The following is a 14344-nucleotide window of genomic DNA, read 5'->3' as shown; positions in this document are numbered from 1 at the left end:
ATCCCACGTGGCCGTGCGATGACGTCCAGGTGTTGTTCGTCAAGCCATATTCGGGTCCCGACGCCGCGAACCAGGACGGCGGGAATCATTCTCCGGGAACCGGAGATGTGTCGAATTCCGGTGGAGAAGAGGCACTTCCGTCGGGTGAGGTCCATCTTCTCCAGCATGGTGGTGCCGGTGTGGCCGATCCGCGTCGGCCGTTGCGCGTGGTCACCTGGAATATGGCGGGCGCTCATCGTTCGCAGTCGTTCGGGCCGTTCGACTACCAAGAACAGGTCGATCTGCCGTATTTCGCCGAGCAGTTGAGGCGGATGGCTGCCGACGTCGTCTGCCTGCAGGAGTCGGAGGTCGGCCCGGACGGTTCGACCGCGCGGAAACTTGCCGAAATGGCCGGCTACCGGTACGTGCACGAGACCGTGATGTGTCCGTCGCACATGGACCCGGAGAAAGAGCTGAGTATTGCGGTGCTCAGCAGGCTCCCGATCGGGATGGCCCGCGACATACCGCTGCCTGCGACGACGCGGCTCGAGCTGAAACTCTGGGGTCGGGTACTGGAGCCGCACGAGCACTACAAGCGGTGCGCTCAGGTTGTCGGGATCGCCGGTATCACGTTCGTGAATATGCATCCGACGCCGCTTGGTTTCTTCGGGCGCAGTTACGAATCGGACGATGCCGAAGGCGCGGCGCTTGCCCAGCAGATCGCGCAGGTGTTGCGTTCCGTAGCGGATGGTCCGGTGGTGTTCGCCGCCGACTTCAACACCGATGATGTGCACTCGGTGTACCGGGAGTTCATCGAGGAATCGGGGCTCGGCGTCGCGCTCGATCCGGCGACCGCGACCGTGCCTGGTTGGGACGGCGCTCCGGACCAGGTGCTGGCCTCCACGGAATTCCACATGGTCGACAGCGGTCTCGAAATCACCGCCACCGACCACTATCCGGTGTACGCCGACCTTGTGGTCACCGATCCGGAATCGCTCCGGTCGTTGAGTGCCGCGCGGTCCGGAGAAGACGCGTCGCAACTCGGTTTCGGCCAGCATGGCGCGTGGGTGGATTATCCTGGCCGGCAATCCAGCCACTATACGAACCGTTATGGGACGAAGCATTACGGAGTCACCGCGGAGATCGAAAAGGGCATTCTTCGTTTCCGCATGAAGGTCGGCCCCAGAACACCATCGGGGCGTGCCATGTTCCGCGAGCTCATGAATTCCGCTCCCCGTGCGGTGCGTGAAATCCATGTGCACTGGGATTTCTACATTCCTGGGAATAAGTTGGTTCGCCCGCATGAAGTGACTGCGGAGAACGAGCGCTACTGGCTGGGCGACGACCTTGAAACTTTCAATGCCCTCATGCAGGACCTGCTGCTGTCCCCCGAGGATGCGGTACAGAAAACCCCCACTGGCCAGATGGCGGCCGAATTCGGTTACACCCGAGTTCGATCCATCACACTCGCAGGCCACGATGGTGAGCGCGAAACAGCAGGTCCTCGCTCCTACGGCGAATTCACCAAAGTCGATGTGCGGCTCGTCAAGTCTGCGGGCCCCGCACATCTTGTAGGAGACGAGGGCGAACAGCTGGGCTCGATCGACGACCGAGCGCCAGGCGGCGGTGGTCCTACGCCAGGTCCGCGACCGCTCGGATTCACCGATGGTTCGGGAACTGCCTGGGCTGCGCCGGTGCGGCATTCGAAGGGTCGACGGCTACGGCTGGCAGAGTGGGGGACGCTCAACGCCTACACCCCGGGCGGGGACGGCTCGACGCACGCGCATCAGCGACCGGGTACCGCTCGGCAGCGGGCGCTAGTTCGGGAAGTGTTGCAGGACAACGGCATACCGCATGTCGACGCGCTGTTGCATCGGCTCGATGCCACCAACGAGGAGGTGCGCGACCAGGCGCGGGCGAACCAGGCGTTGTGGCGCGGGTTGACGCCGGAGCAACAGTCGGCCTTCGCGGCAGCGCATCCGGAGGTGGTCGGTGAGGCCGCGGGCATCCCGGAGCGAGGCGACGACCGAACGCTGGGGCGCAATGAGATCAACCGTTCGGCGCTGGATGCGGAGCGGGGGGAGCTGCTTCGCAACAAAGACAACCTGAATGCGGCCCAGCGCGACCGGCTCCGCCAGTTGAACGTGGTCGAGAGGATGGTGGCCGCGGTCGATAACCGTTCGTCGCGGGGACTGCAGGTGGATCTGTTGTCGTTCCCCGCTGCGGTCGAGGGCAGTAGCGCGTGCGGGCGGATTGTATTGCGCGTCCGCGATCTGACCGCGCCGACCGAGAACCGCAAGCGGGTCTGGGTGGTGAATGCGGCGTGGTCCGCCGACGCGACCGTCGGAGGCTTCACGCAGTATCTGACCAGCACCCGGGGGCAGGTCGCGGAGGTGTTCGCGGTGCTGCGATATGAGCCGGACTATCAGCACACCGGTCTGGATCGGGAGACCGGCATCCAGGTCGACGCGCAGGATATGGCGCAGCGCATCGCGGCCTCGCACGCGGACGGGTGGCTGCCGACCGACATCGCCTGTGGCGGCGCGGGAATCGAAGTGGTGCGTGCGGCGGTCGATCAGCTGGCCGGCGAGGTGAGCACGGTGCGGATGCTGGTGGAGCCGGCCCGGGCCGCCCTGGGGCCGACCGAGGACGACCGACGCTGGGCCGCGACGGCCTGGCAGAAACTCGACCCCAACCCGATCACCTCCGACACCGTCCGGTGGTGGCAGGGCTTGACCGAGCGGGAGCAGGTCGCGCTGGTCCACGCACCGCCGGTCGGGATGCCCGGCTTCCCGGTGCTGCCGGTCGGTCCGAGGCTCACCACGATCACCATGCGGGCGTTGCGTTCGCTCACCCTCAGCACATCCGGGCGGGCATATCCGGTCGACGGGTTCGGGTCGGTCGCCGACCGGGTGTTCGTCGAGGACATCCTGTCCGAGGACGGCCCGCATGGGAAGCGGCAGGTGGCGCTGCTGGATGTCAACCTGCGGGGAGCGATGGTCCTCGACGGTCCACTCGACGACGTGGCCCGGATCGCGGTATTCGTGCACCCCGGGCCGGTCACCCCACAGGGCCTGTCGGCCGCGCTGACCCGAGCCGACGCATACCGTTCGCAGCAGCCGAAAATCGATGCGGCGGAACAGGGACTGGTCACCGTGGTGTGGCAGGGCGACCCGGAGCGGTTGGATCGCGACCTCGCTGACCTGCTCTACAGCCGGGGCGCGCACTACCCGGACGTGCCACTGCCGGAGGTGCACCTGATCGGTGATCACGAGCTGATCCGGGCTGCCCGCGACAGCGGGATGCTGGTCGAGCACCGGAACCGGATCATCATCGCCGCCGAGCACTCGCCGACGAGCCCTTCGTCGACAGCGGGCGAATGGGGTCCGGCGCTGCAGTTCTCGGCGATCGCGGCGCACGGGCAGTTGCAGCTGCTCAAACCGCTGGACGCTGCCGTGCTCGGCGGACCGGAAACGGTGACCGACTACCGGCGGTTGCGCGACGAATTCTGCGTGGAGATTGCCGCCGAACAGGACTTGCACCCGATGCAGGTGACGCCGGACCTGATTCGGCGGTCCGGTCGACAGGATTCGTACGTCGGGCCGATCGAATGGGCGAGTACTCACCTGGTCGCGGAGATCTGGTCGCGCGCCCTGGACCGGCTTGCCGCCGACCTGCGTGGAACACAGTCCCGGAGTGTGGAAGTCGCCGGTCATCGGCGCCGAGCCGAGCAATTGCGTCAGTTGGCCCCACTGGTGGATCGGCTGGAACTGCTTGTCCAGCGAGGTAACCTGGTTGCCGCTCGGGCTCGGGAGCTGGACGGGCGCGTCCTCGGTCAGGCCGACGCCATACATCTGGACCAGGCGGAGGTGGCCGCGGCACTGGATCGGCCCGCGGAGCTGCAAGCCATCCGCGATGAGCGGCAACAACAGCTGAGAGCCGAACTCGGGTCGCAATGGTTCGCCCGGTGCTTCCCGAACATCCCGGTCGAGACGTGGCGTGCGCCGTGGACGGCTGTGCAGGTGCGCGACATCGTCGAGGTGTTGGCGGTCGATCCGCGGCGGGAGGATGAACACCAGCTTGCCCGGTGGTTGCTGCCGTTCGACGAGATGATCGCCGACGCCGAGGAATTCGCGCGGCTCGAGCTGCGGCAGCGGGAGCTGGATCGGGAGATGTGCCTGCTGCTGGCGCACCGGGCGCCCGACGCCACCGAAGCGCAGCTGCTGATCTGGGCCGGCGTGTTCGGGCGGATACGGCCCGATCTGCCCGCCTACCAGATCTCCCAGGTGTGGGATTCGCTGGCCGAGCAGGAGAAGGAAATCCTGTTCGCTGGACTGCCGGAATGGGCGCTGTTCGACAAGACCACGCCGTGGCGGCTGCGCGATGCGATCGAACGCCGACGCCTGGACCCTTGGGCCCCGCGGCCCGCGCCGGGTGATCCGGGGTACGAACCCGGTTCGGCGGAGGCACTGGCCTACCATGCGAGTCAGTTGCTGCTCGCGGCCGAGGCGCAATACGGGCAACAAGTGGCGGCGCTGGTGTTCGAGGCCGTCAGCGATCCGGGCGGTCGATTCATGCTGGCGATCGGATCACTCGATGTCGCGCACCCGGCGACCGGCTTACTCGATGTCGCGCACCCGGCGACCGGACCACTCGATACCGAGTGCCCGGTGACCGTGCACGTGATGGGCGTGGCGAGCGACGAGACCTTGCAGGATGCCCACGAGACGGTCCTCCGGATGCCGGTTGCGCAGGACACGGGTATCCAGGTCTTCTGGCTGGCCCCCGATACCGATTCGGCCGCCGCGGCTCGGCAACTGACCCAGGACCTGGACCTGCTGTTCGGGGGTTTGCGGGCCTTGCCGACCGCGGTCATGATCGTCACCTACATGGAAGCGGCCGATATCGTCCGCGCGGCCCGCCCGCTGATCGCGCAGCGCGCACCGTTGCTGCTGCTGGACGATGGCAGCGTCGGGGCCATCGAGCCCGGATACCTCCTCCCACCGCCGGTGGCGACCGCCGAACGGGAAGTGCCGACCATGGATCCGGGCCAGGTACGCGCCGCCGTGCGTGCCGCGGCGGTCGACGCCCGCCGCGCGGCGTCGGCCGGGCTGGCCGACCAGGCCCAGACCTGCCGAGAATTCCGGATCCAGCCGGACAGCGCGGACCATCGGATGCCGCGCCAGCTGGCGCAGTTGCGCCAGGCGATGGCGGTCGAGTTGGTTGCCCGACTCAGCTGGTCCCCGACAACGTCCGAGCTGCTGTCCATCACGCGGGGCTCCTTGCCGAAGCCGCCGTCCCCGGCGCAAGTCGCCGAAATAGCTGATGCGCTGGCGGCGCGTGTCGATGATCCGGAGCTGGTGGCGGTTGCCGACCGGCTGCGCCGACTGGACACGGTGCTGGACCACCTGCAGCGGCTGATACGCGCCGACGCCCGGATCCGCGGCCTCGACCGGCTGCCCGCGCCGCTCGATGACGAACGGCCCCGGCCAATCGACCAGCGGCTGGCCGAACTACTGCTACTGCGACAGCAGCAGGCCGAGAAACGCGGGCGGATCGAGCAACTGGCCGGCAGCGACCAGCTGGACATCGCCTCCTGGGGCGATCCCATGGACTGGTCGGACCGGCTGCGCGAACTGTTCGGCCAACGGCACGAGGAATTCCTGGCCGCCCTCGGCGACACCGAGCTGTACCTGGGGTTCGATGAGTCGACGCCGGGTCAGCTCGATCATGCCGAACTCCAGAACATCATCGAGCTACTGCAAGACCGGGGCAGTTACGGCGTGCTCGCGCTCGCCGAGCGACTCAACCGCGCCTTCGAAATGCGATTCGCCGCAGCCGAACTCGACGCCTGCGCCAGCCGGATCGCCGCGGTGGACGGCCGAATCGACGCCGATCTGGCCGAGCTGGATCCCGACGTGGCGCCGACCGATACACCGAAAGCCTGGCCGGAGACGGCGGACCCGCGCGGCGGCAACGGCTTGCTGAGTCGGTTGTGGCGGAAGGTGTCCGATCCGGTGCGCGGGGCATTCGGTAAACCCGCGCCCGCATTCGACGGCGACACTGCCAGGCCGCGGCCCAGCGCGCCCGCGCATCTCGGCGACCTGTGCGCCCCGGCGATGTTGGACGATGTCGAGGAACTCTGTGATCGGGCTATCGACCGCACCGACCTCGACACCACCGATGGTGTGCTGGTCAGCGAGATTCAGAAACGACTGGCCGCTGGCCGCCCGGTGGTGCCGGGGCGTTGGCTGAGCGATCTCGACACAGCCTACGACTGGGTATTGGCCGAGCTTGCCGCACAGAATAATCGCCTGCCCGGCAGCGGCGAAGTCATGCTGGTGATGTCCCAAGCCACCCACCGGACTCGCGAGGGCGGTTGGTTCGGTCACACCTGGCTGATCCGAGCGGTCGTCGAAGACGGCGCGGTGCGCGTCGAATGGCGAGACAAAGGCCTGAAATTCGCCAAACGGAACTTCACCCCGGACGCCATCGGTGATATCCCGGGCTACGACCCGACCAAACCGGTGCACGTGCTGCCCCTGCGAGAAGGCTTCCCGGACCCTGACCCGGCGGTCGCGCTGCCGGAAGAATCTGACGAGGGCGAACTACCCCACGACTTCCGAGTCCGATACTCACTGCACGGGGCGCGAGCGTCGACCGGCAGCACGCCCGCGCCGAGGATCAGTGGTCGGGCATGGGGGTCGTCGGGCGCGACCACGCCGCAGTCGGATGGGAGCGTGGCGAAGCCCCCGGTGCTGGATCGAATCTTCGAGCGAATCCTGCCGGAGAATCCGGCTGTTGCCCGGCTGTTCGGCGGTGCCATTCTCCCCACCGGGGTCGGTGCGGGTTCGGCCGGCTGGAAGGGCGAACCGGGGCCGGCTGGTGATGGTTCGGCAGGGTATGTAGCGCCGGGGTTCAGCGCGGACGATCTCGTCCGGGGAATTCTCACCGATCCGGATCCGGTCGCGGTCGCCGAGGCGCTGGCTCAGCTGTCGAGTGCGGAACTCGACCAGATCCAGCGGGTTGTGCGGCGGAAGCAATACCGCAAGCTGCCCGCTTACCGGGACAACTGTCTGCTCGTCGAGCAGGCCATCGCGCGCCGGACGCTGCGGGAGTGCCTGGCGATGACCACGTCCGCCGCGTATGTCGACGGCGCGGACAACTCGGTGGTGATCGATCCGGATGCCGAGTCGAACCGGTGGCAGGATCTGGAGCGCCACTACGGCGGCGCGCTGCTGCCGGTGCGGCCGGGGCCGGACCACCAGGGTGTCTTCGCCGCGGTCGAGACGGTCGCCGCCGAGTTGCGGGGCCACGTCGACGGGGCGCGCTCGGCCACCGTGCTGATGGGACGCGGCGATGCGGTGCACAACATCTATCTCAGCGAAATCGACGGTGCGGTCATTGTTTACGACCCGCGGATTCGGCTACGGGATCTGGATCCCGACCATGTGTCGACGGCGTCTCGTGGCACGGCCGTTCCGTTGGCATTCGACGAATGGCTGATCCACGCACGGGACCTTTACCCGGTTGTCGACCGGACGTGGGCCATTCGGCTCCGCTACCAGAACGACGTTCTGGTCCCGACCGTGCCGCTGCCCGACTTCGCGCACACCGACGACGATCCGCGGACGCCGGATATGCCCAGCGGCCCCATTCACGGACCGTTGGATCCGCTCCCCGATATATGGGCGCACCGGGGATTCGGCCGACTGTTGGCGGGGAACTCGCTGTCCGCGTTCCAACGTGCCGCCGCTTTGGGATTCAACTTCGAGTTGGATGTCCATGCTCAGGATGGGCAATTGCTGGTGACGCACGGGCGTGCGGCCGATCCCGCTGCCGTCCCGCAGCTGCGGGATGTCGCCCGGCTGGTGGCTGGCAAGGGTGTCGAAGTATGGGTGGACCTCAAGGTCGATCCCGCTATCAGCGCGAAGGATGCGCGCCGGCTGCTGGAATCGGTCGCCGAGGCGATGACCGCACACAAGGTGCCCTACCGGGTGTCCTGTCTCGCATGGACGGTGCTGGGAGCGGCCGCCGACGTACTCCCTGATGTGGAGCGGGTCGCCTCGGTCACACCGGTGACCGTCAATCGGAAGTGGACGGGCGGGCGCTCGGATTCGCCGAGGTTCGGGCTTTCGGGGCTGCTGTCCGCGATCCCCGGTGCCAACCGGTGGGCGCCCGACATTCCGGCGCTGGCGAAGGCGGCAGGCGCCACGATGTTGACGGTGCACCACTCGGTGGTGAGCGAGGTGCTGCTGGACCGGGCGGACGTAGCCGGTCTTCCGGTGGTGGTGTGGACCGTGGACAGCCTGCCCATGATGCGTCGCTTCCTGGCCGCGGGCGTGGATTCGATCATCACGAACCGCCCCGATCTGCTGCGTAGGCTGTTGACCCGGGCAAGCGCGGACCCTGCCGGTAACCTGGCGACACCTGAAGCGGTTGCGGCCGTCGCGAACACATCTGGCAGCGAAGTCGCGGTGTCGACGGACGGCACTGTGGGATACCGCCCACCTGCGGATATCGGAGTCGAGGACCGAGAACAGCCACCCGCGCCACCACCGAGGCCACCTGGCGGTGCCGCCGGTGCGGCCACTGCCGCGCCGGCGACGGGCGATATCTTCGACGACGGCATCCGACCCGGCCCGAAAGGCATGCGGTTCGACCCGACACCGCACAGCGTCCTGGACGCCTTCGGCAAGGGCGACCGGGCCGGGCACGCGCACCGGGCGCCCGGACGCGGCAGGGCACTACGCAAGGTGGTCGGTAGGCAGACACCAGCGGAGGCTGTCGCGGCGCTGCCGGAGAAACTGGCCGCGGTGCGCCCCGAACTCGACGTCGCGGAACGCGAGCTGCGGGAGCAGGTGACGCACCTGCCGGTCGAGGAGTTGCTGAACCCGGACTCCGAGCACCCGATGCTTGTCGAGTTCGAGGCCGCCGCACGGGAATTCGCGGCACTACTGAAGATTTCGCCGAATGACCTGCGTAACGATGTCCGTGTCGCGGAGGAGCGCGCGGATCTGCGGGCACGCCGAGCCAATCCGGAATCGGTGACCGATGCGGAGCTGCCCGCACTGAATGCCGCCGAAAAGCGGTTCCTCAACAGTCACCGGGCGATGTCGCCGATCCGCGAGATCCGCCGTCTGCGCGATCTGGGTGCGGCCCTGGATGGGGTGGAAGCCGAACTGTATGACGCTCTCGCGCGATTCGAGCAGGGTGCTGGGTCCGCCGACGATGTTCGTCGGCTGGCCGAGCAGGCTGTTCGAATCGCGGAGTTGGCCAGGCAGATTCAGGTTTTCCGGCATGAGCCTTTGCCGGCTCCCGGGTTCCGCGGCATTCTCCAGACACTCGGCTACGACCCGGAAGCTCAGGATCAGCAGCGGCTGGGCAGACAAGGGGCCAAGCAACTGCACGAGCTGGCTGAGCTGGCGACGCAGCAGATCTGGGCGGCCGACCTCAAAGATAAACACCGGTGGATAGAGCAGCGGCATGGCTTCCGCGTCCTGATCAAATGGATTCAGCAGGTCGAGAAACGCGATCTTCGGCTGCGCGCACTCGAGGTGGAACTCGCCGACGCGATCCACGCGACCGGCGTGGCGAACCGAGGTCCTGGATACACGTTGACCGGCGAGCTACTGAGTCTCGCCGAGAGTGTCGCGACGGACCTGCGGAAGTGGCGCACGACGCTGAAAACCCTTGGTGCGGAATTCAGGGTTGATCCGGACCGGAACTTGGACGGCCGAGCGCTGAACCAGTTGTACCTGGACCGGGACCGCCTGGAGGCGAGGTTCCCGGCGCATCTCGGGCAGGTGAACCCGAAATCGGTCGAGTCGTATCTGACTCGGTTGACCGACTCGGTCGATGACGAATGGCAGCGCAAGGTAGCCGAGCGATGGCAGCGTCTGGACCGGACGATCACCTGCGCTCAGGAATTCTTCTCTGACAGAAAGCTGAACCGCGATCTCGTAGTGGTGCAATCGGATCTGCGCCGATGGTATTCGCGGCGGAGCGTAGCGCTGCAGCGGTTCGAGAAGCATCGTGCGGCATATCTGGAAGAGTTCGGCGAGCCATTCCCGGACGACGAGTCCACGCTGTTGACCGCACCGGCCGACCTGCACGGCGCGCACGCTCTGCTGGATCAGCTGGCGGAAGGTTCCGCCCGGCACGAGGCCGTGGCGACACTGTTGCGGCTGGGTGAGCAATACCAGCTGTGGGCCGAGCAAACAGAACGGCTGGAGCAGCGGGTGCGGCGGTTCGACTACCTGCTGCGCGAGGGGCACCGCGTGGCGAAGCAGCGCGATGATGCCAAGGCGGCGTTGCTGGCCCTGGTCGGTGAAACCGAGGTTTCTCTGCCGGAATCCGATGTCACAGCCGATCAGATCGAGGTGCTGCGCGCGGAACTCCAGCGCAGACAGCTCGCATTCACGACGCAACTGGGTCGGCGGCGAATGCTGGAACTCGGAATATCCGACCACCAAGACCTGACTGTGCACCAGGTGCAGCGGAAGCTGCTGCCGCGGGTGTCGGATACCGAAATCGTGCCGGTCATGGAGCTGCTGCAATTCAGCCATCTGGTGCGGGCAGCCGAGACCGTCGAGACGTGCACTGTCGAACTCGGCCGGATCGACAGCACGATGACCAACGGCCTGAAACTGTCCGCGGACGAGTTCCTCACTCCTGAGGGCGCCGCCGTGGCCGGGAAACGGACACCGGACACCGCGGAACCCGGTCAACTGCGAGGCGACTGCGCCCCCTACGCGGTGCAGGCGCATAAGGCGGCCAACCGAGCGACCCAGGGTGCGGAACCCGAACCGGAGCAGGCCCCGCTTCCTCGGGAATTCTCGATGGCAGGCGACGACCCCGATGACGCCGCGATCGAGCTCGGCAGCCACTGGCGTTCCGAGCCTTACCAGAGCGTCCACGATCCGGCCGAGGACTCGGTCGAAGCTTTGATTGCCGAGCGGTTCGCGCAATTGGGTGCCGGCAGCGAGGCCGAACGTCTCATGAAAGTCGCCGAGCTGGCAGATGAGAATCTTCTGATCGCCGTCATCACGGAGCAACCTCGGCCCGAATTGTATCTCGGCGCCGAGGTTTTGGCGGGTCATCTGGGCGCCGGTCTTGTTGCTCAACAGCGTCGGCGGGATGGCAATCGGGATTTGACGGTGGACTTCATCGTAGATTTGCATCGGGAGTTGGTTGCCTTTACGGCGCCCGAGCGAGGTGGGGATCTCACGTCTGGCCCGGAACAGATACAGGCCGCGCTGAGCCGGGGAGTGGTCGAAGGGTCCGCTGCGACGGCGGTTCGTGCGGCGTTGCAATCGGTGTGTATCTGGTATAACGAAGCCCGCCGCGTCCCCGATCACAATCCCTATGCGCTCGCCGCGGAACTGTACCGCAGAATCGACAACATCCGACCTTTCGGCTACTCCGGCGAAGCTGGGATCAATAGATACAACGAAAATGACAAGGTTTGCCGACTTCTGGTGAACTGGTCGTTGGAGAATGGAGGTTTCAGTCCGAGCGCACTGATTGATTTCAATCAAACCAACGTGTCCGGCTCGATGTTGAGCGAGATAATTCAGGCGGGAAGTCTGCGCTACAGCGAGTGGAAAGCCAGGCTCTCGCCGCGGGGTTCGGGCATCGCCGCGGTGGAGTTGTTCGATCTCGGTGAACTGCAGCAGCGTGATCGTCAGCGGGGCGGTCTGTCGGACGCTGTGGAGGCGCCGTACGACACTCACCGGGCTCGACGGTTGCTTGTATCCTTGCGTACACCGACTCTGGCCGGGCCCGCGGGTTCGTGGCTGGGTGGTGACAGATTCGCCGGGCAGGCGGAATCCGATATACCGCACTGGGCGGTGCGGTACGGTGCCAGCGTTTTCGCCGGCACCGCGCACCGCACGAATCCTCGCCATCGGTATTCGCTTGCGCTTCAGAATATTACGCACGAGTGGATCATGACGGCGTTGGAACTGCGTCGTACTGTTCCGGCGCTGCCCCTCATTTTCTTGGTGGAGGGGAGAGTTCCGGAGCCCGGCGCTTCGGAAGAGGCGTCGTTCTCGGGCGAGCGGGGCGAGATGGCATTTTTCGCCTATCTGGCCGAGGAATTCGGTATCGAGATCGAGTCGTTGGAGGAAGATCCCAAGGCTCAGGCGGCCCATTTGATACTGGACGGGCACGATCCCGGTGCGGTGTTCCTGTACTACGTGTTGCGAATGATTCCGCAGGCGTTGCGGGCGCAGGACGTCCGGCTGGATATCGATAATTATGTGGCGAAGTGCGTCGAGATGTATCGGTTCCTGTTGCCCCCCGATAGCGTCGACCCGCTGGAAAAATTCTTCGAGCTGGTTGCAGAGGCCTACCCGGAACGAATTTTTCCCCGTGGGTTCTCGCTGTCGGATGACGACCGGCTGAGGCAGGAGACGGAGGACTGGCTGCTGCTGGAGACGACCGACGTGACCCGCGGTGTCGTGCCAGAAACCGAGGTACAGCATGTGGCCGCGGCCTGCCACGTCCGCAGACGGCGGAAGGTCGCGCAAAAGATCCATGAGCTCAGAGCAGCCGGTGCGGTGGTCTTCGCGGCATTCGGCGAGCATCATTTCCGCGCGATCGTGGCGGAACTGGAAAAGCTGGAAGTCTTCGCCGACGCGGATGCCTTTGTCATTGGCGCCGAGCCGCATGCGCATCAACGGCAGTTGGTCACGTGGCGGTTCCAGGACGGACGTTCGGTCGAGGATGTCGCCGCCGAGTTGGGCTTGGAAGTAGGCCTCTACCGGGTGCTGGAGAAGCATGCGGTAGCCCGAACGGTTGAGGCGGACGCGGTGGCGACCGACCTCGAGTTGGCGGCGGTGTCGGGGGCCCGCGCGGTTCCGGAGTTGTTCGCCGAGGCGTCCGCCGTCCTTGCGGCCTATCGCGCGGACTCCGAAAGGTTCTGGCGTGCACTGCAATCGTTGACCCCCGAGGAACGAGCAGGCCTGGAATCGTTCCTGCGGCAGCAGGAGTCGGACGCTGAAACACTCACCCGTGCCATCCGGCGTGCGGCGATGCTGCTCGGCGTGCCTCCCACGGCGGTGTTGGTCACCGCCGACGAGGCAGAGCGCCTGGTCGAGGCAATCAGCCGGGTCGATCCTGCCGCAGTACGGAATGCTCTGCGAGCACTGAACATCAACAGCAGGTTCACCGAACAGCGCTTCCTGGCCGGACGTTCCGCCGCCGAACTGGTCGACACGGAATCTCTCGACAGCGCCCAGGAACAGCACGCTCTCGACGTCCCGCGACTGGCCCGTGACCTTGCCGGCGTCAGGGTGGCTCGCGGCGACCAGGAGACCGCGATCGTGTTGGCGCGCCGGGCAAACGGTGCGGATTTCCAGCACAGCCTGGACCGGCTCACACCCGTGCAGCTGACCTGGGTGGAGCTGTTCCTGCGCGGCTGGTCGGCGTCGGACATCGCCCAGGAACTGGATCGCGATGCCGCCATCGACACGGTCGAAGCTTTGATCGCCGAGCGGTTCGCGGAATTGGGTGCGAACAGCGAGGCGGAACGCGCCTTGGAAGCCAGCTTGTTCCTCCCGAAACCGTTGCTGGATATGGCCGTTATCGCCGAACAGCGACGGCCCGAATTCTTGTTCGGCGCCGAGGTTTTGGCGGGTAATCTGGGCGCCCGCCTCCTTGCCCGAGGCTACGGCGATCAGGACTTGACCGTAGATTTCATGGTGGATCTGCACACGGAACTGATGGCGTTGACAGCTCCGGAACGAGGCGGGGATCTCACTCCTTCGCCCGAGCAGCGGCGGGGCACGCTGACAGAGACGACCGCCGAGGAGCTGGAGTTCCGGGCATACGGTCCGTTTGTCGGCGGCCGGGAAGAATATTCGAGGCATTCATCCGCACTTCGGGGTTTCACGACCGCGGCCGAGGTTCGTGCGGCGCTGCAACTGTTGGTGTGCGATTGGTATAACGCGGCACGGCGGGCCGATCACGATCCCTATCAACTCGCCGCGGAGCTGGTGCACCGGTTCCTGCAGATTCGTCCTTTCGATTTCGACAACAACGAAGAATACGGCGTCGACGACAGTTTTCTGGTTTCGCGATTGCTCGTGAACTGGTCGTTGGAAAACGATCATGTGCCGCCGAGTGCGTTGAACTATGTCGCAGATGTGGACCCCCTCACGGATATTCGAGACGGAAGCCTGAGTTATGGCGAATGGGTTGACAGACTCGTTCGGATGGGGTCGGACATCGATCTGGTGGAGTTGTTCGGTCTCCGTGAATTGCGGCGGAATTTCCATCTGCGCGGCCATTCGGTCACTTTCACACCGAGCGAGGTGCACGATGTGTACCCATACCGGAATTTGCGCAATTCGTTGATGAA

The 14344-nt window shown here is 65.9% G+C and carries 1 protein-coding gene (cut by both window edges); it reads left to right on the top strand.

Every position in this 14344-nt window falls within one protein-coding gene, locus AB0B25_RS07320, for an alpha/beta fold hydrolase, read on the top strand. The gene is 151173 nt long; 74725 of those nucleotides lie to the left of the window and 62104 to its right, leaving coding positions 74726-89069 in view (codon 24909, partial, through codon 29690, partial); the first complete codon in view begins at window position 3. The start codon and the stop codon both lie outside this window.

Source organism: Nocardia sp. NPDC049190 (assembly GCF_040648115.1).
In the GTDB taxonomy this organism is placed as follows: Bacteria; Actinomycetota; Actinomycetes; order Mycobacteriales; family Mycobacteriaceae; genus Nocardia.
Note: the sequence above shows the minus strand (reverse complement) of the source record. Positions and strands in the feature narration are given on the sequence as shown.